Source organism: Kutzneria sp. NPDC052558 (assembly GCF_044547355.1).
Lineage (GTDB): Bacteria > Actinomycetota > Actinomycetes > Mycobacteriales > Pseudonocardiaceae > Kutzneria.
Map to the genome: position 1 here is coordinate 162,029 of NZ_JBIUAG010000010.1, position 25,509 is coordinate 187,537.

The 25,509-nt window shown below is 70.6% G+C and carries 17 protein-coding genes and 1 pseudogene; 13 read left to right on the forward strand and 5 right to left on the reverse strand.

The genetic code is table 11. From position 1 onward, the window contains the following. Nucleotides 1-49: 49 nt before the first annotated feature. From ACIG5F_RS19950 to ACIG5F_RS19965, 4 genes and pseudogenes are all read left to right on the forward strand, one after another. On the forward strand, nt 50-4,096 hold the full coding sequence (locus ACIG5F_RS19950; protein WP_396519393.1) for a beta-galactosidase: 4,047 nt from the start codon (nt 50-52) through the stop codon (nt 4,094-4,096). A 76-nt stretch (nt 4,097-4,172) separates the two neighbouring features. Continuing rightward, a pseudogene (locus ACIG5F_RS19955) lies at nt 4,173-4,742 on the forward strand (endonuclease); the annotation flags it as partial. 241 nt (nt 4,743-4,983) lie between these two features. After that, entirely contained in the window at nt 4,984-5,466 is a 483-nt protein-coding gene (locus ACIG5F_RS19960) for a jacalin-like lectin (RefSeq protein WP_396519395.1), read from the forward strand. A gap of 79 nt (nt 5,467-5,545) precedes the next feature. Beyond that, the gene (locus ACIG5F_RS19965; protein WP_396519397.1) at nt 5,546-6,472 is read left to right on the forward strand and encodes an XRE family transcriptional regulator; all 927 of its coding nucleotides are present in this window, start codon (nt 5,546-5,548) and stop codon (nt 6,470-6,472) included. Between the two features lie 48 nt (nt 6,473-6,520). Here the strand turns inward: ACIG5F_RS19965 and ACIG5F_RS19970 are convergent, their stop codons facing one another. Both ACIG5F_RS19970 and ACIG5F_RS19975 read right to left on the reverse strand, forming a co-directional pair. Continuing rightward, entirely contained in the window at nt 6,521-9,835 is a 3,315-nt protein-coding gene (locus tag ACIG5F_RS19970) for a protease pro-enzyme activation domain-containing protein (RefSeq protein WP_396519399.1), read from the reverse strand. A gap of 243 nt (nt 9,836-10,078) precedes the next feature. After that, nucleotides 10,079-11,119 carry a saccharopine dehydrogenase NADP-binding domain-containing protein gene (locus ACIG5F_RS19975; protein WP_396519401.1) on the reverse strand — a complete coding sequence of 347 codons (1,041 nt, stop codon included), beginning with the start codon at nt 11,117-11,119 and terminating at the stop codon, nt 10,079-10,081. Between the two features lie 101 nt (nt 11,120-11,220). Here ACIG5F_RS19975 and ACIG5F_RS19980 point away from each other — a divergent pair, with 101 nt between their 5' ends. Next, nucleotides 11,221-12,156: a helix-turn-helix domain-containing protein gene (locus ACIG5F_RS19980; RefSeq protein WP_396519403.1), complete on the forward strand. Its 936-nt coding sequence runs from the start codon at nt 11,221-11,223 to the stop codon at nt 12,154-12,156. A gap of 94 nt (nt 12,157-12,250) precedes the next feature. Further along, entirely contained in the window at nt 12,251-12,493 is a 243-nt protein-coding gene (locus ACIG5F_RS19985; RefSeq protein ID WP_396519405.1) for an acyl carrier protein, read from the forward strand. Here the strand turns inward: ACIG5F_RS19985 and ACIG5F_RS19990 are convergent. Further along, nucleotides 12,462-13,178 (reverse strand): IclR family transcriptional regulator, encoded by a 717-nt coding sequence (locus tag ACIG5F_RS19990; protein WP_396519407.1) that lies wholly within the window; start codon nt 13,176-13,178, stop codon nt 12,462-12,464. The two genes, ACIG5F_RS19985 and ACIG5F_RS19990, sit on opposite strands and share 32 nt — an antisense overlap. Before the next feature lie 181 nt (nt 13,179-13,359). Between ACIG5F_RS19990 and ACIG5F_RS19995 the strand changes: the two genes are divergently transcribed. After that, a complete protein-coding gene (locus ACIG5F_RS19995; RefSeq protein ID WP_396519409.1) occupies nt 13,360-15,699 on the forward strand; it encodes a tyrosine-type recombinase/integrase in 2,340 nt (779 codons plus the stop codon). 3 nt (nt 15,700-15,702) lie between these two features. On the opposite strand, the gene ACIG5F_RS20000 is transcribed toward ACIG5F_RS19995, so the two are convergent. Next, the gene (locus ACIG5F_RS20000) at nt 15,703-16,929 is read right to left on the reverse strand and encodes a beta-ketoacyl-[acyl-carrier-protein] synthase family protein (protein ID WP_396519411.1); all 1,227 of its coding nucleotides are present in this window, start codon (nt 16,927-16,929) and stop codon (nt 15,703-15,705) included. Between the two features lie 273 nt (nt 16,930-17,202). Between ACIG5F_RS20000 and ACIG5F_RS20005 the strand changes: the two genes are divergently transcribed. From ACIG5F_RS20005 to ACIG5F_RS20025, 5 genes are all read left to right on the forward strand, one after another. Next, entirely contained in the window at nt 17,203-18,639 is a 1,437-nt protein-coding gene (locus ACIG5F_RS20005) for an APC family permease (RefSeq protein ID WP_396519413.1), read from the forward strand. A gap of 15 nt (nt 18,640-18,654) precedes the next feature. Further along, the gene (locus tag ACIG5F_RS20010; protein WP_396519415.1) at nt 18,655-19,962 is read left to right on the forward strand and encodes an aminotransferase class I/II-fold pyridoxal phosphate-dependent enzyme; all 1,308 of its coding nucleotides are present in this window, start codon (nt 18,655-18,657) and stop codon (nt 19,960-19,962) included. After that, nucleotides 19,959-20,657 (forward strand): hypothetical protein, encoded by a 699-nt coding sequence (locus tag ACIG5F_RS20015; protein ID WP_396519417.1) that lies wholly within the window; start codon nt 19,959-19,961, stop codon nt 20,655-20,657. The genes ACIG5F_RS20010 and ACIG5F_RS20015 overlap by 4 nt, the downstream gene beginning before the upstream one ends. Nucleotides 20,658-20,714: 57 nt before the next feature. Continuing rightward, nucleotides 20,715-22,064, forward strand: coding sequence for a cytochrome P450 (locus ACIG5F_RS20020; protein ID WP_396519419.1), 1,350 nt, complete (start codon nt 20,715-20,717; stop codon nt 22,062-22,064). 223 nt (nt 22,065-22,287) lie between these two features. After that, complete coding sequence (locus tag ACIG5F_RS20025) at nt 22,288-23,826, forward strand: PucR family transcriptional regulator (protein WP_396519421.1); 1,539 nt, start codon at nt 22,288-22,290, stop codon at nt 23,824-23,826. Between the two features lies 1 nt (nt 23,827). On the opposite strand, the gene ACIG5F_RS20030 is transcribed toward ACIG5F_RS20025, so the two are convergent. After that, nucleotides 23,828-24,751, reverse strand: coding sequence for a LysR family transcriptional regulator (locus ACIG5F_RS20030; protein ID WP_396519423.1), 924 nt, complete (start codon nt 24,749-24,751; stop codon nt 23,828-23,830). 236 nt (nt 24,752-24,987) lie between these two features. On the opposite strand from ACIG5F_RS20030, the gene ACIG5F_RS20035 reads away from it, so the two are divergent. Next, a complete protein-coding gene (locus ACIG5F_RS20035) occupies nt 24,988-25,509 on the forward strand; it encodes a (2Fe-2S)-binding protein (protein WP_396519601.1) in 522 nt (173 codons plus the stop codon).

Here is a 25,509-nt window from a genome sequence, read left to right on the forward strand (position 1 = left end):
TAGCTTTCATGGTGCTTTCCGTGCAGAGTGGCACTCCAGGAGGCCTGTCATGCGCTTACCCCGCCGCACCCCGTCGACCTCCTGGAGGCGAACACTGCTGGCGTTGCTCGGCTGTGTCGCGCTCGCGCTGACCGGGCTCGTGAGCGCGTCGGGCCCGGTCGCCGCCGCCCCGGCCCGAGCCACCCACAGCATCGGCTACGACGGGTACTCGTTTCTCATCGACGGGCAGCGGACCTACCTGTGGTCCGGCGAGTTCCACTACTACCGGCTGCCCAGCCCGGACCTGTGGCTGGACATCTTCCAGAAGATGAAGGCCGCCGGGTTCAACGCCACCTCGCTGTACTTCGACTGGGGCTACCAGTCCCCGGCCCAGGGCGTCTACGACCACAGTGGCGTCCGGGACATCGACCAAGTCCTGGACATGGCCGAGCAAGCCGGCCTGTACGTGATCGCCCGGCCCGGCCCCTACATCAACGCCGAGGTCGACGGCGGCGGCTTCCCGACCTGGCTGTCCACCACGCCGGGCCACACCCGCTCGGCCGACCCGACCTACCTGGCCTACTCCGACGAGTGGCAGTCCCAGATCGACGGCATCCTCAAACGCCACCAGCTCACCGACGGCGGCGGCAGCGTGATCGCCTACCAGGTGGAGAACGAGTACTACAACGGCAACGACGCCGGCCGCGCGTACATGAAGCACCTTGAGGACAAGGCCAGGGCCGACGGCATCACGGTCCCGTTGACCGGCAACAACAACGGCACCTTCAACTCGGGTGTGGCCGCGCTGGACGTGGACGGGCCCGACTCCTACCCGCAGGGCTTCGACTGCTCGAACCCGGGCACGTGGAACGGCGTGCCGGACATCAGCTACGACCATCCGGCCGGCAAGCCGTTGTACACCCCCGAGTTCCAGGGCGGGGCGTTCGACCCGTGGGGCGGGCCCGGCTACGCCAAGTGCGGCCAGCTGATCAACGACCAGTTCGCGAACGTGTTCTACAAGCAGAACATCGCCGCCGGGGCCACCGCGCAGAGCTTCTACATGCTCTACGGCGGCACCTCGTGGGGCTGGAGCGCGATCCCGCAGAACTACACCTCCTACGACTACGGCGCGGCCATCACCGAGAGCCGCCAGCTGGACCCGAAGTACTACGAGGACAAGCTGATCGGCGAGTTCACGCAGTCGGTGGCCCCGCTGACCAAGACCGACGGGCTCGGCTCCGCCCCGCTGACCGACGCCGCGCTGACCGACACCGCCCGGATCAACCCCGACACGCACACGCAGTTCCACACTCTGCGGCACAGCGATTCCACGTCCAACACCACCGACACCACGCACATCGCGCTCGACCTCGCCGCGCATTCCGGCTACACGTATGACGATCCGGCCGCCGCAGTGGCCTATGCGGGTTCCTGGAGCCACGTCGGCCCCGAGCAGAACTACACCGGCGGCGACTACCAGCACACCGAGTCGTTCTCGAACACCACCGGCGACAGCGTGAGCATCCCCTTCACCGGCCCCGGAATCCGCTGGATCACCTCCAAGGACGGCAACCACGGCATCGCCGACGTCTACCTGGACGGGGCCAAGGTCAGCACCGTCGACCTGTACGCGGCGACCAAGCAGAACCAGCTGACCGGCTACGAGGTCCGCGGTCTGGCCGACGGTCCGCACACGCTGAAGATCGTCGTCACCGGGCAGAAGAACCCGTCGGCCTCCGGCGCCTTCGTGGTCGTGGACGCCGTGGACCTGCTGTCCGCCACGACCGCCGACTACTACCCGTCCGTGCCGCAGCAGCCCGACACCGGCATCACGTTGAACGGCCGGGAGTCGAAGATCCTCGTCGCCGGCTACGACCTCGGGCAGTCGCACCTTCAGTACTCGACGTCCGAGATCATGACCAACGCGACTATCGGCAACCGTGACGTCGCGGTGCTCTACGGCGACGCCGGCCAGGCCGGCGAGACCGTGCTGCGCTACGCCAAGCAGCCTGTCGTCACGGTGCTCGGCGGCTCCGCCACCAGCACCTGGGACGCCTCGCGCGGCGACCTCCGTCTCAACTACGTCCACAATGGACTTACTCGGGTGCTGATCGACGAGCCCGGCGCCCGCCCCCTGCTGCTCCTGGTGGGGGACAAGGCGACCGCCGAGACCTTCTGGCGTCAGGACACCGCGTCCGGGCCGGTGCTGGTCCGGGGCACGCACCTGCTGCGCACCGCCCAGGCCTCGGGCCAGTCGCTGGCGTTGACCGGCGACACCGACACCGACGGCTCCGTCGAGGTGTTCAGCACCGCCGACCGGATCACCTGGAACGGCCGTGATGTTGGGACACAGGTCACCGGCAGCGGCAGCCGGACCGGTGCGCTGCCGACGGCCAAGCCGGTCACGCTGCCCGCATTGACCGACTGGAAACACCAGCAGGAGTCCCCGGAGAGCCAGCCCGGCTTCGACGACTCGCGCTGGCCGGTCGCGGACAAGATGACCACCAACAGCAGCACCACCCCCGGCTCGCTGCCGGTGCTGTTCGCCGACGACTACGGCTTCCACACCGGAAACACCTGGTACCGCGGCAAGTTCACCGGGGACGGCACCCAGGCCGGGATCACCCTCTCGGCGCAGAGCGGCGGCTCGGCCGGCGCGACCTCGGTGTGGCTGAACGGGACGTTCCTCGGCAGCTCGACCACCGACCAGCACACCTTCGCCTTCCCCGCCGGCTCGGTCCGCAAGGGGGACAACGAGATCTCCGTGCTCACCGTGAACATGGGCCACGACGAGGACTACGGGGCGTCCAACGGGAACAAGGCCGCTCGCGGCCTGATCGGCGCCCGCGTGACCGGCTCGCCGCTGACCTCGATCACCTGGCGGTTGCAGGGCGCGAACGGCCTGGACCAGGTTCGCGGCCCGCTCAACACCGGCGGCCTGTACGGCGAGCGCACCGGCGAGTCGCTGCCGGGCTACCCGGACGGCTCGTGGTCGACGACCTCGTTGCCGGCCAAGGACACGACCCCCGGGGTTTCCTGGTACCGCACCAACATCCGGCTCGATCTGCCCCGAGGTCAGGACACCTCGGTCGGCGTCACCATCACCGACGACCCGTCCCGCCAGTACCGGGCGCTGATCTTCGTCAACGGCTGGCAGATGGGGCAGTACATCAACTACCTGGGGCCCGAGCACAGCTTCCCGATCCCCAACGGCGTGCTGAACCCCAACGGCGACAACACCATCGCCATCGCGGTGTGGAACCTGGACGGCAGCACCGGCGGCCTGGGCCAGGTGGCGCTGACCGACTACGGCAGCTACGCCTCCCCGTTGACCGTGCGGCAGAACTACTCCCCGGGCTACGACCCTCGCAAGTACGCTGTGCCGCCGGCTCCTCGCGGGTCGGTGACGCTCGCGGTGCCGGACACCGCCGCCAGCGGCCAGCAGTTCACCGCCACCGCGACCGTCCAGGCGCCGGGCCGGGTCGACTCGGCGGCACTGACGGCACCCGCCGGCTGGGCCGTCGGGGTGGTTTCCCGCAGTGGCAACACCTTCTCCTGGCCGGTGACCGCGCCGACCGGCGCCCTGGCGCCGGCCGCGCTGAAGGTGACGGCCAAGTGGGGCCGGGAGACGGTGGCCGACGAGCGGGTCGTCGGCGCGGTGCCGGCCGCGCCACCCAGCGGCTCGGTCGCCGTCAGCAGCCTGCCGTTCCTGTCCGCCACCAACGGCTGGGGCCCGGTGGAACGGGACACCAGCAACGGTGAGGCCGCCGCCGGCGACGGCAAGCCGATCACCATCGCCGGCGTGCAGTACGCCAAGGGCCTGGGCACCAACGCCGTCAGCGACGTTCAGCTCTACCTCGCCGGCAAGTGCACCCGCTTCACCGCTTCCGTCGGTGTCGACGCCGAAGCCGGAAACGCCGGCACCGTCACCTTCACGGTGAGTCTGGACGGCAAGACCCTGGCCACCACGCCGGTGCTGAAGGGCAACCAGCCCGCGGCGACGATCGACGTGCCCGTCACCGGCGGTCAGGTCCTGGACCTCCTGGTGGGCGACGGCGGCGATGGCAACGGCCTGGACCACGCCGACTGGGCGGCGCCGACGCTGACCTGTGGCTGATGAGAGGCGCCCTGTCCGTCCGAATCCTTCGGGAGCATTTGTGAAGAGAAGCTTTGCCACGGCGGTCATCCTGACCATGGCGACGGTGAGCGCGCCGGCGGTCGCCCACGCCGACACCACGAGCGGAGGCAGCTTCTCCGTGCTGAGCTACAACGTGGCCGGGCTGCCGGAGGGGATCTCCAGCGCGCCGACGCCACGCCAGTCGGCCACCACGGCGATCGGGCAGCGCCTCGGGGCGTACGACCTGGTGCACGTCGAGGAGGACTTCAACTACCACGCCGCGCTCTACGCCGCCGACAGCCACGCCTACCGGACGCCGACCAGCGGCGGCGCGGGCGTCGGCAGCGGCCTGAACAGCCTGTCCTCGCTGCCGTACGACGTGGACGACTTCGAGCGTGTGCACTGGAACTCGTGTCAGCTCGACTCCGGGGACTGCCTCACGCCGAAGGGCTTCACCTTCATGCGGGTGCGGCTGGCCGAAGGCGTCTACGTCGACGTCTACAACCTGCACACCAATGCCGGCGACAACAGCGGGGACGAGTCGTCGCGGGCGTCGAACCTGGCTCAGCTGAGCGATTTCGTCCAGACGCACTCGGCCGGCGACGCGGTGATCGTCATGGGCGACACCAACACGCGATACACCCGCGCCGCCGACACCATCGCCGGGTTCGCCGCCGCCAACGGCCTGACCGACGCCTGGGTCCAGCTCGTGCGTGGCGGCGGCGCGCCCGCGCCGGGGAGCCCGGCCCTGGTCTGCGACGAGCAGAACGTCACCAACGACTGCGAGGTCGTGGACAAGGTTCTCTACCGCGGCAGCAAGCTCGTCGGTCTCAACGCCACGTACTACAACAACGAGCACGCGAAGTTCCTCGACGACACCGGCAAAGATGCTGTCCGACCACGACCCGATCACGGTCCGGTTCGCCTGGACCCGCAATCCGGCCTTCCAGCTGTCCGACCAGTTCGGCGGGCCGCACGGCGACTACTTCACCGACATCGTCGCGGTTGCGGCGGCGGCGCGGGTGCGGACCGTGTCGATGCGCAGTGGTTCCCGCGTCGACCAGCTTGGCCTCACGCTGGACAACGGCGTCTCCCTGGCGCATGGCGGGACCGGCGGCAACCTCACGTCGTTGGTGTTGGGCAGCAACGAGTACGTCGCCTCGGCAACCGTGTGTGAGGGCAGCTACCAGAACCACACCCGGATCTTCTCGGCGCTGTTCACCACCAACCTCGGGCGCACCCTGTCCGGCGGCTCCACCACCTCGGACTGTGTCACCAGGACCGCGCCCGCCGGGTGGCAGATCGCCGGTTTCCACGGCCGTTCGGGCGACGAGGTCGACAAGGTCGGCTTCATCTACACCGAGCGCTGACCTGACGAGCCGGCTGCGGGCACTTGCCCGCAGCCGGACAGGCGGCGATAGTGGAGTGCCGCCGTCCTTGAGGAGATCTGTGTCCGCCGATCGCCGTTCCTCGCTCCTTCTCGCCGACCGCGAGCTGCGCAGGTTGCTTCGTCAAGGAACCTTCGCGCAGGTGCTCGACCACTGCCTCAACGCGCACGGGCTGAGCCTCAAACGCCTCCAGCAGCAGCTCGCGGCCCGGGGTGTGCGCATCAGCAGGGCGGCGCTGAGTTACTGGCGCAACGGGCGCAGCCGGCCGGAACGTGACGAGTCGTTGCGAACGGTGCGAGCGCTGGAGGATCTGTTCGGACTCCCGGAGTCCACGCTGGTGTCCCTGCTCGGCCCGCCGCGTCCCCGGGGCAGGTCCGCCGAGCCGGGATCGGTCGATCGCAAGCGGATGTGGCCCGCGCACGACTCGTTGCTGACCTCGCTGGCCGCGCCCGCCGACGACCGGCTGCGCTACCTCACCATCCACGAGCACGTCCGGGTGGACGCCGATCGGCGCCTGGCCGAGGTGCGCACCCGGCTGGTGGTGGAAGCCCAGCGCGACCACGTGGACTGTTGCCTGGTGTACCAGTGGGTCGAGGAATCGGAGCTGCCGCAACTGGTGGAGCCGAGGTTCTGCCGCCTCGGGCGGATACGCCGCGACGAGGTCGCCGGGGCCACCGTGTGCGAGCTGATCCTGGACCAGCGGCTGGCGGCGCGGGAACGCGCGGTCGTGGACTACACCTGGCGGTTTCCCGCCGGGCCGGAACTCACCTCCTACCACCGCCGGTTCACCCGGTCGGCCCGGGAGCTGGTGCTCCAGGTGGGGTTCGGCGGAACCGCGCCGGTGCACTGCGTTCCCTACCAGCAACGGACTCCGACCGCGACGCCCCGGCAGGGGAGTCCACTGTGGATCGGCATGTCCAACACCGCGCACCTGGTCGTCGAGGACGTGCGCCCGGGCATCGTCGGGCTGAGCTGGGAATGGGACTGACCGGTGGCCCCCCCGGGGGGAGCCACCGGTCGTCTCACGTGCTCGGGATCAGTAGACGTACCAGGAGAACTGGTCGTGTCCACTGGCGCCGGCGGAATCGGTCGCGGTGACCGTCACCTGGTAGAGCTGGGTGACGTTGCCCGCGGCGCCGCTGATCAGGCCGGTGCCGGCGTTGATCGACAGGCCCGGCGGCAGCCCGGTCGCCGACCACCGATAGCCACCGGCGCCGCCGCTCGCCGACATCTGGAGGCTGACCGGCTGCCCGTGCTGGGTGAACTGGAAGTCCGGGTCGGCCACCGTCACCGGCCCGCCGCCGCCCTTGGTCACGGTCAGCGTGAACGTGGTGTCGTGGCTGGCGGTCGCGTTCTTCCCGGTGACGGTCACCTGATAGGTGCCGGCCGGGGTGGACGCGCTGGTGGCGATGGTCAGCTTCGACGAACCGCCCGCGTTGACCGAGGCCGGGTCGAACGTGGCCGTCGCGCCCGAGGGCAGGCCGCTGGCCGACAGCGCGATGTCGCCGTTGCCCGGCGGGGTGTCGCCGATCTGCGCGTTGGCCCAGTCGCCCATCGAGCCCCACAGCCTGCCGTGGGCGTTGTAGGACGCGCAGTCGGTGCGCAGCCAGGAGAAAACACCGTAGATCTTGCCGTTGTAGTAGTACGGGCCGCCGGAGTCGCCCTGGCACAGTCCCTTGCTGCCGTCGCCGTAGCCGTCGCAGAACATGTAGTCCGGCTTGAACGCCGACGAGTCGATGGCGCTGCACTTCTGGCCGTCGACGGTGGGCAGCACCACCTCGCGCAGCTTGGTGTTCTTGTTGGCGTCGTTGGCGTCGGTCTTGCCGTACCCGATGGCCGTGCCCTGAGTGCCCAACGGCAGCGTGTCGGCCGACGTCGCGATCTTCGGATAGGCCATGCCCGCGGGCGTCGGAATGTCGGTCTTGGTGAAGATGACGGCGACGTCGTTGCCGTTGCGGAAGCCCTCGTCGCTCTGCGGGGTGTAGTCCGGGTGGATCCGGAACTCCGCGATCTCGATGCGGGCGCCCTTGCTGGTGTCGGCCAGGTCGTCGCGCCCGTAGACCAGGTACTTGGGGTCGCCCTGGGCGAACTTGCAGTGCGCCGCGATCAGCACCGTCCGCGGGGCGACGACGCTGCCGGTGCAGGACTGCTCCTGCGGGCGGACACCGCCGGTGCGCATCTCGGAGATGATGAACGGGTACTTGGCGAGCGTGGTCGGCTGTCCGTTGATGACGTCCGGGTTGGCCGCCGGCGTGCTCCCTCCGCTTGGCGCGGCGGCCGTGGCGACGGTGGTCGAGGCGGACTGGCCGGCGGCCACGGACCCGGAGCCCGGGCTGGCGCTGATCGAGAAGTCCCCCTGGCCGGAGCCGTTGACCGTCAACGACACCGTCGTGGTGTGGGTCGCGTCGGAGCCCTTGCCGGTCACCGTGACGGTGCTCTGGCCCGGCGAGGCCGAGGATGACGCGGTCAGGGTGAGCGTCGAGGAGTTGCCGGCCGTCACCGAGGTCGGGTCGAACGTCGCGGTCACACCGGCGGGCAGGCCGCTGGCCGCCAACGCCACGGTCTGCGCGGTGCCCTTGCTGACCGTGGTGGAAATGGTCGAGGTCACGGACTTGTCCGGGTCGACGCTGACCGACGCCGGGCTCGACGCCATCGAGAAGTCGTTGCTGGCCGGCGGGGTGGTGCCGCTGATCAGCGAGTCGGCCAGGGTGTCGCCCTGCATGGAACCCCAGCCGGTGCACAGGTCGTACCCGGCGCCCGCGGAGTAGGTGCCGTTGCTGCCGGAGGTGACGTCGTGGAAGTTCGACGAGTAGGAGCTGCCCTTGCCGATCTGGTACAGCGTGGGGTTGATGCCGCCGAGGTTGCCCTTGCCGCCGGCCTTGGCCTTCTGGTTGACCATCGCGATGTAGCCGGCCCACAGCGGCGAGGACAGGCTGGTGCCGCCGACGTCCTGCCAGCCGCCGTTCATGTAGACCGACAACGCGCCCGCGCCGTAGTCGGCGTCCAACGCGACATCCGGCACCGATCGGTGGGCATTGCTGCCGGTCTGCCAGTCCGGCCGGTCGTAGATCGCCGAATAGCCGCCGCCGGACCGGGTGTTGCCGCTGCCGCCCTGGTTCCAGCAGGACTCGGAGCTGTAGGCGCCCGCGTTGTCGGCGGTGCGCAGCTGCGTGCCGCCCACGCCGGTGAACAGCGGGTCCGACGGCGGGTAGTCGGCCTGGATGGTCGAGTTGTCGCCGTTGTAGCCGCAGCCGGTGGCGCCCCAGTCGCCGGACGCGGACAGCATCGTCACGCCCTGGGCGGCGAGCTGGGTGTAGGAGTCGTGGGACGAGGCGATCGGGTCGGACTCGCATTTCTCGCCGAGCAGCCACGATCCGGACAGCACGGTGACCGCGTTGTCCGACGCGATCTTGGCCATCTCGTCGACCCACGCGCGGTCGGTGTTGGGGGCCTCGTACACCACCTGGGCCGCGCCGGGGGCGGTCGCCGCGACGGCTTCGACGTCCAGCGTCACCTCGAGCTGGTCGCTGCCGGGGCTGGACACGCCGCCGTCCACCGCCACCACCCTCGGGGTCACCGAGGGCTGGCTGAAGTAGTTGGTCCAGGAGTTGAGGTCGGACTGCTTGAACGCGTCGAACTCGATGAGGCCGACGGTCTGACCGGATCCGGTGTAGGACGCGGACAGGTTTTTCATGGAGTAGGCGGTGCGGAACTGGGCCGGCGTGTAGCCACCGCCCGGTCCGCCCGGACCACCCGGCGCCGACGCGCGGTGAGCGACCTCCTGGTCGGTGAGGCCCGCGACGCCGCGCACGACAGCGGCGACACCGGCCGGCAGTTCGGGCGCGCTGTCGTTGGCGAAGAAATGCCGCCCGTCGGGCCCGGTGTAGCTGCTCAGCGGCGTGCTGAACGCCTGGCGGACGACGGCCGCCGACCCGGAGGCGTCGACGACCTGGCGATTGCCGGACACCCCGTCGACCTGAAGTCCCTTGCCGCGAAGGTAGTCCTTCACACTGTCCACATCGGACTGCCGGGGTGCGAACAGCTCGTTGTACCGCGCCGAGGTCAGGAAATGCCGGTAGGTGGGGGATTGCGGATCGTTGACCGCGGCCACGAACCGGTCGAGACCGGCTTGGTCGTGCGGCCGCAGCGCCACCGCGACGTGCAGGGTCTGGTCGTCGGGCAGCGCGCCGTCGCGATGCGCGCCGGCCGGCACGGAACCACCGTGCGAGGAGAGCGGGACCAGGGTCGACGGCGGGGCGCCGCTGGCCGTTCCGGTCGCCACCGCGGCGGCGACCGTGACGAGACACGCCGCGAGGGCGACGGCTCGGACGGTAGGCAGGGTTGTGGACACCGTTCCTCCACTTCGTGAGGTGCGGAGATCGCCGGGCGCAGGGTGGGCGATCGCCGGTGTCCGAGAACGGTAATGGCGTCATGGCCGGGTGGTCTGTGCGAAGTGAACGTTCAATTCTGTTCAGTTCCCTCTCCGCCCGGCGCGGAGTAACCGCAGGTCAGCGACCTCTGGAGAGCCAGTGGTCCACAGTGGACCGACGAGCGTAAGAGAACTTCGGGCGCCGACGCCGCGGAACTCGTCCGGTCAACTGTGTGCGTCGAGCGGAACGTGCAGTGCGAGGTGTGCGGACAGGGCGCGGAGGAAGTCCGGGGCGTCGAAGACCGCGCCCGCGGAGACGACGCCGGCGGTGGTCCTGACCCGGCCGGTGAGGATGCGGTCGACGGCTTCCACCGCGAGCGGCGCGCTGACGGCGTAGATGTCCTGACCGGTGGCCACCAGGTGGCGCTGCGCGCCGCCGGACCGGATGAGGACGTCGACGAGGAAAGTCTGCGCCGAGCGGCCCCGCTCGTCGACGGCGGTCGGCGCCGGGGCGCCAGGAGCCGAGAGGTCCGCGGCCGCGTTGGCGGTCATGTAGGTGCGCACCTCGGGGATGGCCAGGTGGCTGGGAACGGTGACGACGTCGGCCATCGTGAACTCGCCGATGACGCTCTGCGGGCCGAGCGGAGCCGGGAAGGGCCAGCGCAGGGTGGGCAGGGCGTCGTCGTGGTACTCGATCCGTCCGCCGGTGAAGCGGACCCGGCGGCCACCCCGTCGCTGCCCCGAGACCGCGCCCGCGGCGAGGGTTCCGGCAGTCGGATGCCAACTGCTCAGGCCGTAGGCGATGTGCGCCTCGTCCGCCGCCGTCCAGTCGCCCATGGCGGCCGTGACCACCAGATCGCCGAGGCCGCCGAAGAAGGCCATCGCCGGGACCACCAGCGTGCCCGCGGCGCGGGCCCGCTCGGCGAAGTGCGTGAACGTGTCCAGGTTCGCCTCGATCTCGGCCGCCACGTCGACGTACGGGATGCCGGCGCGCAGCGCCGCCTCGACCAGCGGGGCGGCGGTCGTGGCGAAGGGCCCGGCGCAGTTGATCACCGCGGCCGCGCCGTCCAGCGCGCGGTCCAGCGAGGCCGGATCGTCGACCGACGCCTGCCGCGCCGCCAGCCTCGACTGGGTCAGCGCCAGCAACTTGTCCTGGTCGCGGCCGATCAGCAGCGGCACGTGTCCGCGCTCGCGCAACTCCGCGACCACGAACCGCCCGGTGTGCCCGTAGGCGCCGAACACCGCCACGTCGCGACCCGATCCCATACCCGCTCCCACGTGCCCGAAGTGATCCAGTGCCGGAATCCTGTCCCGCCGGCGCGCCCGTGCCCAGTGTCTGGAACGACACGACCCGTACAATTTCCGACATGGGTTCCGTCGCGGTCGCCGCCACCGACGGCATGCTGCATTTCGAACTGGCCATGGCCTACGAGGTCTTCGGCTCCGCCCCGGCCGACCTGCCGGGCCCCTGGTACGACGTCAGGGTGTGCGGCACGCACGCCGTCCAGGTCGGCCGGTTCCAGGTGGCGCCGGACTGCGGGCTCGACCGGCTGGTGGACGCCGACACCGTGATCGTGCCCGCCTTGGCCGACGTCGACGAGGACCCGCCGGCCGACCTGGTTGAGGCAGTGCGCGTGGCCCACGAGTCCGGCGCGCGGGTGGTCTCCCTGTGCACGGGCGTGTTCGTGCTCGCCGCTGCCGGCCTGCTGGACGGGCTGTGCGCGACCACGCACTGGGCCCACACCTCCGCACTGGCCTTGCGCTATCCCCGGGTGAAGGTGGATCCGGATGTGCTCTACGTGGACAACGGCAGTGTGCTCACGTCCGCCGGCAAGGCCGCGGCGATGGACCTGTGCCTGCACCTGGTGCGCCTCGACCACGGCTCGGCCGTCGCCAACATGGTCGCCCGCCGCCTCGTCGTGCCGCCCCACCGGGCCGGGGGCCAGGCCCAGTTCGTCACCACGCCGGTGCCCGCCCAGGACCGCCACCCCCTGGCCGAGTTGCTCCCCTGGGTGATGCGGAGGCTGGACCAGCCGCTCACCGTGGAGGACCTGGCCCGCCAGGCCAACATGAGCTCACGTCACCTCGCCCGCCATTTCCGCTCGGTCACCGGCACCACCCCCTTGCAGTGGCTGCTGACCCAGCGAGTCCGCCGCGCGCAGGAGCTGCTGGAGACCACCGACGACAGCATCGACGCCATCGCCTCAGCCGCGGGCATGGGCACCGCCACGACACTGCGCCGCCACCTCCACCGCACGATCGGCGTGTCCCCGGACGCCTACCGCCGCACGTTCCGGGCGTGAGCGATCGAATTCGAAAACCTGGAAACGCCACCGGATCCCGCGACACGGGACATGCCTCGCGAGTCGTGACGAGGCCTCACTAAAATCGGCAGGCATGCGCCTTGAAAACCATGAGGTTGTCACATTGCTCATTGCCGAGTTCGACGTTCTTCCGGCGGCCATTCGGGCGGAGGCGACGTGGGAGGAGCTCGGCCTTGACTCGTTGGCACAAGTGGAGTTCCGGGAACGGCTCTGTGAGGTGTCCCGGACCGAGATCACCGAGGACGAGTTCGCCGACAGCGCGACGGTGACGGGCCTGGTGGGCCTCATCGACCGGAAGAGGGCTGCTGCGCCGTAGGCCGTTCGCCCCGCAGGACGCGGCGGGCATGGGCGCTGGCGTGCCGCAGGATGCCGGATGCCAGCGCCAGGTCGAATCGGTCGCCGCGGGTGCCGATGCTCAGGGCGGCCACCGGCCCTGAGCCGAACACCGGCACGGCGGCGGCCGCGATGTCCAGCCCGGGGGAGACAACGCCCAGCGCGACACCGTGCAGTCGAATTCTGGACAGTTCACGATCCAGGGCGTCCGAATTCACGGCAGTGAATCCGGCGCGCAGCTCGGGGTCGAACGCCAACAATGTGCGGCCGGCGGCGCTGACGTGCAGAGCGGATTGCCGCTCGATCCGGTCGATTACCCGCCGGTGGTCGTCACCGCACACGATATCGATGAATCGCACCGTCGGCGCGCCCGGTTCGCCGCTCACCGCGAGCCCGACGAGATAATGGGTCCGTTCGTACACGGCGGCCAGTGTCGGCTTGAGCGCATGCCGGATCCGTCGTGTCGGCTCGTCCTCCTCATCGGTGACCAGGCGGGTGATCGCCGCACCCAACCGGTAGCCGTCCCCTTGTCTGCGCACCGCGCCGTGCGACTCAAGCTCGGTCAGCAGGCGGTGCGCCGTGCTTCGGGGCAGGCCGGTTTCCCGCGCGACCTCGATCGACGTGATGGGCGCGGCATGATCCCGAACAGCGTGCAGCACGGCGAGCATCCGACCCAACGGCCGGTCCGGCCGCGGTGATCGGCAAGCGGCGCCGAGCGGAAGACCTACGGAATAGACATCAGCCACACGCCGCTCCCCGGTTCGATTCGACGGGACGACTACTGCGACGAGTCAAACAGTGACTGCTGGTAGCCACCTAGCCGCCCGGACGGCTTAGCTGGTGAATGTGGTGAACGTCAGTTCGTCCGATCCCGGCACCCACCGACCAGACGAGCGTCGTGTTCCCAACGAGCGGCTCCGCGCCCGGCTGGCCGAAGCGGGCTGGACCAGCGCCCAGCTCGCGTCGGCCGTCAACGCGGTCGGCGCCGAGACCGGGACATCCCTGCGCTACGACCGCACGGCGGTTGCCCACTGGCTGGCCGGGGTTCGGCCCCGGGGAACGACGCCGGCCCTCGTTGCCGAGGCGCTGGCCCGCCGCCTGCGCCGGCTGATCCGGCCCGCTGACGTCGGCTTCGCGGAGCCCCCGGCGACGACTGGGGCCTGGCCGTCCGATCACGAGGATCCGCTGCTGGGCCTGATCGACCTGGCCCGCGCCGACCTCGACCCGGTGGCCCAGGTCGAGCTGCGCCTGGCCGTCTACCAACCCCACCAGCCGATTCCCCGGCTGCCTTCCGATCCTCCGGCCTTCCGCCGCGAGCTGGAGGGATCGGCGTATTCGGTCAGCTCCGCCGTGCTGGCCGTGTTCCGCACCGTCATGCGGACGATCGGGGGCCGCCACGCCCGGGGCGCGCTGCTCGGTCACCTCGTCCACGACCTCAGCCGCTGGCCCCGCCGGGACACCCGACACAGCCTGGCCCCGCTCGCCACCGAGTTGGCGGTCGTAGCCGCCCTGATGTGCGGCGATGACCACGCCCATGGGCTGGCGCAGCGCTACTGCCACGCCGCGCTCGCCCTCGCGGCGGCCGGCGGCGACACCGTCCGGTACGCCCTTGGGCTGTGGGCGCTCAGCCTGCACGCCCGCCACCTCGGTCACCACCAACTGGCGCTCGGCCTGATCAGCACGGCGCTGGCCACGGCCGCCAACCAGGCGCCGCCGCTGACCACAGCGCTGTGGCACGTCGAGGCCGCACGCTGCCACGCGGCGATGGCTCAGGCCCACTCGGCTCACCAGCATCTGGCGCAGGCCAGACAGGCGGTCACGACGAACCTGCCCCCGGCGCGCGAGGGCACGGGGATCGCCGCCTACGGCTGCACTCCCGCCTACCTCGCCTACGGGGCCGGCCATGTGCACCGCATGCTGGGCGACTCCCGGGCGGCCGAGAAGGCGCTGCGGGCTGCCCTGCGGGACCTTCCGGTCGACCACCACCGTCCACGTGTCCTCGCCCTGGCCGAACTGGCCGTGCTCCACTACGACACCGGCCGGTTCGAGCGTGCTTGCGAACACTGGCACCGCTTTCTCGACCACTACCCGTACGTGCAGTCCGCGCGCGCCGACGACGCGTTGGCCACTTTGCGCCAGCGCGCACGGCCCTTTCTGGATCATCCGGTCGTGCACCGCCTGCTCCAGCGCGCGGCCGGAGCTTCCGGTATCACGCGATATCGGAAGTCTCCGGACCGTGGCGCGGCCGGGACGGTCGACCGGGACGACCAGCGCCAGCGGCATCGGCTGCCGGCGGCCTTCGCCGAGGCGTTCGCCACGTACTCGGCCACGATCGCGGCGCCTACGTGCGAGCTGGGGCAGGAAACCGTTCGCGCCTACCGCTGCCGGGTGCGGAAGTTCCTGGAGTGGTTGGCCGCGACCGGCGCGAACACCGCCCTGCCGGCCGGTCAGCTGGCGCGCGACGACGCGGCCGAGGCCTATCGCATCCATCTCAGCGTCACCGCGAAACGCCGTCCCACGACGGTCAACGGGCACCTGGCCGCACTCAACGACTTCTACCAGCGCCTGGGACTGGAACCGGCCCGAGCCGGACGAATGCCCGTGCCGAAGGGCGTGCCGCACGTGCTGGGCGACGACGTCCGGGACCAGTGGCTCACGGCTGCGATGCGCGCCGACGTGCGTGCGGCGGCACTGGCCTGCGTGAGCTACTACACCGGCGCGCGGGTCCGGGAGATCGCCGCGCTCGATCTCGACGACGTCCGGATCGCCGCCGCGCCGGCCACGCTGACCATCCGCGGCGGTCCGGGCGGACGGCGCCGCGAGGTGCCGATGCATCCCTTGCTGCGCAAGGCACTGCGGCGTTGGATCACCGAACGCGCCGCGTGGGCCGGCGCGACCGGCAACCCGGCCTTGTTCCTCAACCGGCGCGGCGGCCGGCTCACCGCCCGCGGGGCGTACGACGAACTCCGCAAGGTCGCCGTCGACGCGGGCCGCACCTTCGGTCGGGGCGGCGACCTCACGCCCAGCTCACTGCGGCACACCGCGGAGGCGAACATGATCCGCCATCCGCAGGATTCGGCCACGGCCGCCGCCCTGCTCGGACGGTCCACTGTGGACGGCAAACACACGTCCGATGTGGACAAGCGTCAGGCCGTGCTACGGCTCACCGCGGTCGACCCGCCGCGGTGAACATCATCGAGGCGCAGTGATCACCAGGCATGCGTTGTGGCCGCCGAAGCCGAACGAGTTGCTCATCACCGCGCGGACCTTGGCCCCTCGCGCGGCGCCGGCCACCAGATCCACGGTGACGCACGGATCCGGATCGGTGAGGTTCGCCGTCGGCGGCAGGAGTGAATCACGCAGCGCCAGCACCGAATAGCCCGCTTCAAGGGCTCCCGCCGCCCCGAACGGATGGCCGGTCACACCCTTCGTCGAGCTGACGGCGACGCCGTCGCCGAGCACCGCGGCGATGGCCGCGCTCTCGACTTCGTCGTTGCGCCGCGTGGAAGTGCCGTGCGCGTTGACGTAGTCGATGTCACCCGCCTCCAGCCCGGAATCGGTGAGCGCGTCGAGCATCGCGCGGATCGCGCCGGTTCCGGCGGGTGCGGGGCGGGTGACGTGGTAGGCGTCGGCGGTCGTGCCGTAGCCGGCGATCTCGGCCAGCCGCGTCGCCCCTCGGGCCCGGGCGTGGGCGTCGCTCTCCAGCACCAGCACGCCGGCGCCTTCGCCCAGCACGAAGCCGTCCCGACTGGCGGCGAACGGCCGCGAGGCGGCGAGCGGCTGGTCGGTGCGCCGAGACAGCGCGCCGAGGCGGTGGAAAGCCGCCGAGTGCAGTGGCGTGAGCGGGGAATCGGCGCCGCCGGCGAGCGCGACATCCAGCTTTCCGGACCGGATCAGGTCTCGGGCGATGCCGATGGCGTTGGTTCCCGAAGCGCAGGCCGTGGCCACCGTCATGGTGACGCCGCGCAGACCGAAGCGGATGGACAGCTCACCCGCGGCCATGCTCACCAGGCCCATCGTCATGGTGCGGACCGACACCGCCTCCGGCCCCTCGCGCAGCAGCTTCGCCTGCTGGGCCTCCATCGTCGCCGTGCCGCCGGCCACGGTGCCCAGCACAACGCCGAAACGCGTGGGGTCGGCCCCGTCGGGGCCCAACCCGGCGTGCGCCATGGCCTCCTCCGCCGCGACGATCGCCAGCTGGGTGAACCGGTCCGCGGTCTCGGCCCGTCGGTCGCCCAGCAACCCGGAAGCGTCGAATCCCGGTACCCGGCAGGCGAAATCGATCGGGCAGCCGACAAGCGCCGGATCACGGGCCGCGGTCGGCTCGCCCGCCACCACCCGTCGCCAATTGTCGGCCACGCCGATTCCGGCCGCGCTCACCAGCCCGACACCGGTCACCACAACGCCCGGCCGGCTCATGCCGCGTTCACCTGTTTCGACGTGACGGAAAACGGGGGCATCGTCGGCGCGCCGACGACAGCATGTGTTGTGACCATGGGAATCCACTCCTCGGCGTTGTTCGCACTGTAGGCAGCGCAGGTGCGACCGGTCGACGCCGATCCCGCCGCGCGGGATCGAATTCGCCGCGGTCGACGCGCCGGCCGTATGGTTGCGAATCATCAGTTCCACGCCGGTCGATCGCCTGACACGCAACGGGTTTCTCCACCCGCCACCGACGATTGGACGCCCATCGTGACAGTTCCCTCCGCTGACACACGGCCCGAACAACTGAAGCGAACCCTCACCACACCGAAGATCGTCTTTCTTGTCGTGTCCGCCGCCGCTCCGCTCGCGGCCATGGTCGGCACCGTGCCGCTGGCCTTCAGCATCGGCAACGGCCCGGGCGTTCCCGCGGTTTTCCTGTTCGCCGGGGCGACCCTGTTGTGCTTCTCGGTCGGTTACGGCGCGATGGGCCGGCACATCGTCAACGCGGGCGGCTTCTACACGTACCTGTCCCGGGGAATCGGCCGGCCCGTCGCGATCGCCGGCGGCCTGGTCGCCGTCATCGCGTACAACGCGGTCACCGTAGGCGTGGTGGGAGCATTCGGCTATTTCGCGCAGACCATCGCGCAGGCCCACGGGCTGAGCCTGCCATGGGAGGTGTGGGCGGCCGGCGGCGTGCTGGCGATGGCCTTCCTCGGCTATCGCCAGGTCGACCTGAGCGCCCGCGTGCTCGGGCTGCTCATGCTGGGTGAGACGGCCGTGCTGGCGATCCTGAACGTGGCGATCATCGCGCACGGCGGGCCCGATGCCCTGCCCATGGCCTCGTTCAGCCCCGACGCCGTGTTCGGCACCGGCCTCGGCGTCGCGATGATGTTCGCCTTCGCCTCGTTCATCGGCTTTGAATCGGCCGCGCTGTACGGAGAAGAGGCTCGCGACCCGAAGCGGAGCGTGCCACTGGCGACCTACATCGCAGTGGGCGTCATCGCGCTGTTCTACGCGTTCACCAGTTGGACGGCGGTCGGCGCGATCGGCGTGGACCAGGTGCGCGCGGTGGCCGGCCGGCAACTCGGCGACCTGTTCTTCTCGCTCAGTGACCGGCACCTGGGCTCCGTCGCCACCGACGTCGTGCAGGTTCTGTTGTGCACCAGCCTGTTCGCCGCGATGCTCGCCCTGCACAACGCCGCCAATCGGTACGTCTACGTGCTGGGCCGGGAGCACGTGCTGCCGGCCGGCTTCGGGGCCGTGCACCCGAAACACCAAGCGCCGCACCGGGCCAGCCTGGCACAGACCGCGTTCACGATCGTGATCGTCGCGGCCTTCGCCGCCGGCGGCGCCGACCCGTACACCGGCCTCGTGGCCAGCATGATCGGCCTCGGCACCCTGGGCATCGTGCTGTTGCAGGCCGGCGCCGCGGTGTCGGTCGTGGCCTTCTTCCGCCGGCGGCCCGACCGGCACTGGTGGCGCACCGCGCTCGCCCCGGCGCTCGGCGCGGCCGGGCTGACCGCCGGGATCGTGCTGCTCGTCGTCAACTATCCGCTGCTCACCGGGACCGACGCCGCAGTGGTGAACGGCCTGCCGTGGATCTACGTGATCGCGACCGCCGCCGGCATCGGCTACGCCCGCTGGATGCGCACGGCCCGGCCGGACCGTTACCGGCGCATCGCCACCCACGACACCGAGGCCTGAGAAGGGGACCGCATCATGACGCACTCGGCAGGCGATCCCTCGCTCGGATCCTTCGCCAGTCTCACCGGCCGCCAGATTCTCGACCGTATGCGGGATTTCGAGCAGTGGCGGCGTTCCCACGTCACCCGGGGCCAGTGGGGATACCACCGGACCATGAGCACCGCGTACTCGCAACGCCGTCCCAGATCGCACGACGAGACGAGCCGACAGAGCTCCGGGGTGAACCTGATCAGCCAGGACTACCTGTCGCTGGGCACTCATCCCGCCATTCGCGAGGCCATCGTCACGACGCTGGACACCTACGGCCCGCACAGCGCCGGCTCGCCCTGCGCCGCCGGGGAGACGGCCCTGTCCGACGAGCTGTGCGAGCAGATCTCGCAACTGCTCGCGATGAGCCACGTTGTCCTCTTCCCCAGCGGCTGGGCGGCTGGATTCGGCGTGGTGCAGGCCCTCGTCCGGCGGTCGGACCACATCCTGGTGGATGAGCTGTCCCACGCCTGCGTGCAGGAGGGAGTCGCCGCCAGCCGCTGCCGAAACGTCACGCGGTTCCGTCACCTGGACAACGACGCCGTGCAGTCGGCGCTGCGCCGTATTCGCGGCAGCGACGCGACCGGCGGCATCCTCGTGATCACCGAGAGCCTGTTCTCCATGGATTCCGACACGCCCGACCTGGCCGAACTGCAGAAGATCTGCCGTGAGTTCGACGCCACGCTGGTCGTCGACCAGGCCCACGACATCGGCGTGCTCGGCCCGGACGGGAGAGGAAACGCCGCCGCGCAAGGCATGCTGGGCCAACTCGACCTGGTCGTCGGCTCCTTCAGCAAGTGCCTCGCCTCCAACGGCGGCTACATCGCGACCAATTCCGCGCCGGTCGCCCAGTATCTGCGGTACTTCGCGAGCACCCACATCTTCTCGTCCGCGCTGTCGCCGCTTCAGGCCGCGGCAACGTCGGCCGCCATCCGGGTCGTGCTGTCGGAAGACGGGGCTCGACGCCGGGAAGCGGTGCTGCGCAACGCCATTCGACTGCGGACCGGGTTGTCCGGGCCCTGTCGCGGCATTGTGCTCGGCTCCCCGTCGCCCATCGTGCCCCTCCAGGTCGACTCCCTCGCGGCGGCGCGGACGGCGCTGGGCATCGCCGAACGCGACGGAGTCCTCACCCATCTCGTGGAATTCCCCATCGTCCCCCGAGGCCAGGCCCGTTTCCGGCTGACCGTCGGCAGCGGCCACCGGGCCGACGACCTCGACCACGCCGCGAGGACCCTGGCGCGGGCCATCGACGAAGCATTCCTGACCGAAGACCGAAGGAGGCCGGAGAAGGCATGACCACCACGCATATCCGCACCGATCACCTCATCGTCACCGCCGCCGAACGGGAGGATCCGCGGCTGGCCGCGGACCGGCTCGTGGACGCGATCCGGCATGTCGTCATGGACAGCCCCGTGGTCGTCAACGGCGTCCAGGGAACGCTGTCCAACGACGGGATCGCGACGATCCTGCACGTGGAGAACGCCACCGTCGACAACATCGTGGTCCCGCTGCACATCGCGGCGTCGCGGTTCCGCCGCACCAAGGCGGTCGACTTCATCGCGGAGATCACCCGGCAGGTCCGGTTCGACAAGCAGAACGTCTTCCACGCCGCGACGGCCTTCGGGATCACGCCGGAGGCACACCCCGGCAAACTGCTGGCCGCCTCCGCGTACAGCTACGCCGGCTACATCTCGTGGCTGTGCCTGAACGCGAGCCAGTCCGCGTTCGCGCTGCTGGTCTACCTCGACTACTCGCTGGCCCATGAGGCCTGCGCCGCCCTCGTCCCCGCGCTGCGCCGGCGTCCCGGCACGCCGCCGGAGATCGTGTCCTACTTCGGGCTCTACGAGGAACGCCCGACCGAGGTGCTCGACGCCGCCATCGACATCGTTCGGGACGGCCTGGCGCACGGCGAGGACCTCCAGGAAGCCATCGACGCCGTCTCGATGGCCGAGCCCTACCTCGGCGCGTTCTGGCGCCTGTCGCGGGGATAGCGCCGACCGGGTGGGGCCGTGCCGGGCACGGCCCCACCGACCGATGGGAGTGACACCATGAATCCGAGCGCCGATTCGGCGACCCTCGCGTCCGCGCCGGGACGCCTGCCCCTGGTCGGGCATGCCTGGCAGCTGGTGGTGCGGCCCCTGGACTTCCTGCGGGGGCAGCGCCGCGCCGGCGACATCGCGGCGATGCGCCTCGGCCGGGAACGCATGTACCTCATCAACAACCCCGAGCTGGTGCGGCGCGTGCTCACGGTCCAGCGGCAGGACTTCGTCAAGGGCGGTCCGATCTACGAGGCGCTCCGCGTGCTCCAGGGCAACGGGCTGGCGTTGTCGGACGGCGACTTCAACCGCCGGCAGCGCCGGTTCATCCAGCCGACGCTCAACTTCTCCCGCCACCCCGCCCACATCAAGGTCATCCGCGACGCCGCCGCCGAGATCGCCGGATCATGGACCGCGGGGCGGGGATTGCGGGCCGACCAGGAGATGTTGCGGCTCTCGTCGACGATCATGGCTCGCTGCCTGTTCTCCGACGCCCTCGGTGAGCGGGACAACGCCGAGCTGCGACGCTGCCTGCCCGTGCTGGTCAAGGGAACCGGCCTGCGGGCGCTGATTCCCGTGCCATGGCTGCATCGGCTCCCGATCCCAGCCAACCGGCGCTTCGGGCGGACTCTCGTGACGGTCCACGACCTGACCGACCGCCTGATCGCCGAGCGCCGCCGAGCCGGCCGCGACTGCGGCGACGTCCTGTCGGCGCTGCTGGCGGCCCAGGACCAGGAGACCGGCGAGTCGATGCCCGACCAGCAGATCCACGACGAGGTCCTCACCATGCTCAGCGTCGCCACCGAAACCACCGGGCAGGCGCTGTCGTGGATACTCCAGATCCTGTCGCGCCGGCCCGACATCGACGCCCAGGTGCACGCCGAGCTCTCCCTGGTCCTCGGCGTCGAGGATGTGACCTTCGCCCACCTGGCCCAGCTCCGCCGTCTGCACGCCCTGATCCGCGAGGCGCTGCGGGTCTACCCGCCGATCTGGCTGTTCACCCGTCTTGTCGCCGCCGACACCGAGCTCGGCGGCCAGGTCCTTCCGGCCGGCAGCACCGTGGTCATCAGCCCTTACGCCAACCACCACGACGCCGAACTGTTCCCGTCCCCGGAGCAGTTCGATCCCGCCCGCTGGCTGGCCGACGAGCAGACCACGGCCGAAGGGGCGTTCATCCCCTTCGGCGCGGGCCCGCGCCGCTGCATCGGCGAGACCTTCGCGATGGCGGAGATGGCGATCGCACTCGCCACGATCCTCCGCCTGTGGCGCATGGCCCCGGTTTCGACGCGCCAGCGCCGGCCGCAGGCGTTCTTCACGCTCGGGCCCGGTCCACTGCCGCTCACCGCGACCCCTCGGCAGTAGGCGTCGCGACCTGGCGAAGCACCGGGTGCGGCACGACGATGCGGTCGCTGAGGCTGGCCGGCGTCGTGATCAGGTCCGGTGAGGTCCGCGGCCGAAACCGGGATCGGAACCCAGAAGGTTCTGATCCCGAAGGCTCTCGAAACCCGTGCGAAACTGGGGAAGTGCTGGGCAACTTCATGCGCTTCGAGCGGGAAGCGCTTTGGTGGAGCCATGATCCCGCGCGATGGACCATGAGGCGATGGCGCTGATGAGCCTGCGTCGCATTCTGGCCATCCCCGAGTGGGCGGCGGCGGTTCGCCTGGTCGGTGGGGGAACGGCGGTGGACCACGCGGTGACCCGGATCCGGGCCAGCGAGGGTCTGACCCCGGTTCCGCCGCCGGCAGCGGACGATCTTCTCGTTGTCACCGGCCGGACGGATGCGTGGGACTGGCGGGTCGATGTCCTGCTGCGCCGGGCCGCCGACGCCGGTGCGGCCGGTGTCGTGCTGCCGGTGGTCCAACCCGAGCCGGAGACGTGCCGGCTGGCGGACCGACTGGGCATTGCGCTGCTGAGCGTGGTCGGGGACCCGCTGGAACTCGTGGTGGCGGCACGGGTGTCGCTCACGGCCCCACTGCTGGCGGGGGCGGAGCGGGTGACCGCCGCGCACCGGGTGTTCGCCGGGGCCCTGGTGGAGCCGGGAGATGCCGTGGCCAGGTTGTCACGGGTGATCGGCCTGCCGGTCTCGCGGCTCGACGACTCGGGCCGGGTGCTGAACGGTCCGGAGCCGGCGGCCGGCGGCCTGCGCTTCGATCTGGCTTTGCCGCAGCGGATTCCGCACGAACGGGGGCTGATGCTCGGCCAACCGGTCGTGCCCCCCGGCGCGGGGTGTCCCGCGCAGTGGCTGGTGGTCGACGTGCCGCGAACACAGGAGACAGAGGCGGACGGCGTGGTCCCCGCGATGGAGATCGGCGCGGACGCCGTCGGCCGGTGGCTGGGCTGGCAGCGCCTGGAGCGGGAGCGGCACGCACGCCTGCGCACCACGCTGTTCGGTGATCTGCTCCGGATCGCCGGGGAACCCGGCGCCGAGCTGCGCCGTCGGGTGGCGGCGGCGGGATGGTGGCTCAGCGGCTGGCATGTCGGCCTGTGCGTCGGAGCCGATGCCGAGATCGACCCGGTCACGCACCGGCTGGAGGTGGTCGAGGCGCTGGCGGCGGAGGGCGTCGAGGCGGTCGTCGTCGAGCAGTGCGACGGTTGGACGGCGTGGACGACCTTCGCTCAGGAACCGTCGGCGCACCAGGTGCGCGATCTCGCTGGGCGTCTGCGCGCCGCCCAACGCGCCCTGGGCAAGACGATCGGCGCCCACATGGGCGTCGGGCGACCGCATCCCCAGTTGACCGGGCTGGCCACGACGATCGGCGAGGCCGCCGACGCCGCGCGCCTGGCCGCGACCCGGCCCGGGACCGACCGCTTCCTGCCCGTCGACCGGCTGGGCATGGCGCAGGTGCTGTTGGAATGGTCGCGCACCGACACGTTCGAGCCGCTCGCCCGCTGCCTGCTCGCGCCGTTGCGGGATCTGCCCGGCGATCTGATTCGAACCCTTGCCGCGTATTTGGATTCCGAGTCGTCGTTGGCCGAGGCGGCGACGGTGCTCGGCGTCCACCGCAACACCGTGGCGGCTCGCGTCGCGCGAATAGCCACAAGTCTCGGCGTCGATCTCGCTCAACGGGACGAACGACTCGCGCTGCATCTGGCCTGTCGCACAGTGGCCGAGACCGTCACCTGAGTCAGCCGCGGCGAATCCGCTCCCGTTCGAGGTCGACCAGCGACATCAGTTCGGCCGCGTGGCGAAACGACTCGATCACCGGCCGGCGGTCGTCGGCCCGCGTCGCGATTCCCATGGTCATCGGCTGGTCCCGATAGGGGATGTAGCGCACGTCGGGGCGGGCGAAGTACTCGGCCGCGTCGACCACGTGGTGCGCGACCGCGCCGGTCATCGCGACGGCCATCGGAATCGCCGCCGGGCTGCGCACGGCCGGGCCGACCTGGCGGCCCAGCGGTCGCTCGTGGGCCTGGTGCACGCCCGGCAGGTCCATGCGCAGCCACGTCTGGGTCCCCACGTCCGCCGGGGTCAGCAGGGTGGCGTCGGCCAGCTCGGACCGGGCCGGCACGACGAGCACCCGGTCCATGGCGAACGTCGCCGAGAAGTGGATCTCCTCGATGTCCTCGGTGTGCTGGATGACCGCCGCGTCGATGGCGCCGGCGAGCAGTTCCTGGTACTGGTCGGCCAGGTTGAGCTCGGCGTAGTGCAGCGGCGCCCTGGGCACGGCCTGGCGCAACAGCGTCTCGAAGTCGGCCCAGCGGGCGCCGATCCCGAAGCCGAGGACGCCGACGGTGAGGGCGCCGTCGTCGGCGGCGTGGTCCGGCTCGTCGGCGAGCGAGCTGAGCCGGTCCAGGGCGTGTCGGGCGATGGTGAGGACCCGTCGGCCGCGGGGTGTGATCGTCACGACCCGGCTCGTGCGCTCGAACAGTTGGTAGCCCAAGGCCCGTTCCAGGCGTTGGATCCGCCGCCCGAAGGCCTGGGGCGTCATGAAGTGCCGAGCGGCCGCGCGGCCGAAGTGGAGCTCCTCGGCCAGGGTCACCGCCGAATGCACCGACAGCAGATCGAACTTCGGCTCCCGCGGGCTCCCGGGCCCCTGCTCGTGCGACACAGTCGAGCATACCTCGGCGGCGGCGCCGTGCCCTGTGCGAGCGGCACCGCGGCCGTGCACTGCGCACACTGGCTTGTTCGGCGCCGCGGCGTAAAATGGATCAAGACAAAAGGCTTGCTGTTCAAGCGAGAAAGTCTCCCTCCATGAGCGATGATGGAAGCGGCGACGCCGCGTCCGAGAATGTCACCCTGAATCGTCGGCGATTCGTTCAGTCATCCGCCGCGCTGTACGGCGCGGTGACCGCCACGACGATTGACACGGAATCGACAGCTTCGGCGGCGACAGCCGATCCGAACACCAGAGCAATCACTGTCGACGTCAATGGCGTCAAGCATGAGGTTGTCGTGGACAACCGAACCTCCGTCCTGGACATGCTGCGGGAGCGGATACGGCTGACCGGCGTGAAGAAGGGCTGCAACCAGGGCGCCTGCGGAGCCTGCACCGTGCTGCTGGACGGCCGGCGCGTGGACTCCTGCCTGACCCTGGCCGTCCGGCACGACGGCGCGCGGATCACCACCGTGGAGGGGCTCGCGGACGGCCAGAAACTGCATCCGCTGCAACAGGCCTTCATCGACGAGGACGCGTTCCAGTGCGGCTACTGCACGCCGGGGCAGCTGCTGTCCGGCGTCGCGCTGATAGCGGAGGGGCACGCCGGATCGGCCGAGGAGATCCGGGAGTGGATGAGCGGCAACGTCTGCCGCTGCGGCGCGTACACCAACATCGTGGCGGCGATCCAGCGCGTCGCGGCAGGGGAGTGA

Bases quoted from the DNA above. Each gene is read 5' to 3' on its own strand.
- ACIG5F_RS20010 (WP_396519415.1), top strand. From the start codon at position 18,655: ATGACGCACTCGGCAGGCGATCCCTCGCTCGGATCCTTCGCCAGTCTC.
- ACIG5F_RS19980 (WP_396519403.1), top strand. From the start codon at position 11,221: ATGGGTTCCGTCGCGGTCGCCGCCACCGACGGCATGCTGCATTTCGAA.
- ACIG5F_RS20020 (WP_396519419.1), top strand. From the start codon at position 20,715: ATGAATCCGAGCGCCGATTCGGCGACCCTCGCGTCCGCGCCGGGACGC.
- ACIG5F_RS19960 (WP_396519395.1), top strand. From the start codon at position 4,984: ATGCTGTCCGACCACGACCCGATCACGGTCCGGTTCGCCTGGACCCGC.
- ACIG5F_RS19975 (WP_396519401.1), bottom strand. From the start codon at position 11,119: ATGGGATCGGGTCGCGACGTGGCGGTGTTCGGCGCCTACGGGCACACC.
- ACIG5F_RS19950 (WP_396519393.1), top strand. From the start codon at position 50: ATGCGCTTACCCCGCCGCACCCCGTCGACCTCCTGGAGGCGAACACTG.
- ACIG5F_RS20000 (WP_396519411.1), bottom strand. From the start codon at position 16,929: ATGAGCCGGCCGGGCGTTGTGGTGACCGGTGTCGGGCTGGTGAGCGCG.
- ACIG5F_RS20015 (WP_396519417.1), top strand. From the start codon at position 19,959: ATGACCACCACGCATATCCGCACCGATCACCTCATCGTCACCGCCGCC.
- ACIG5F_RS19985 (WP_396519405.1), top strand. From the start codon at position 12,251: ATGCGCCTTGAAAACCATGAGGTTGTCACATTGCTCATTGCCGAGTTC.
- ACIG5F_RS19990 (WP_396519407.1), bottom strand. From the start codon at position 13,178: ATGCTCGCCGTGCTGCACGCTGTTCGGGATCATGCCGCGCCCATCACG.
- ACIG5F_RS20025 (WP_396519421.1), top strand. From the start codon at position 22,288: ATGGACCATGAGGCGATGGCGCTGATGAGCCTGCGTCGCATTCTGGCC.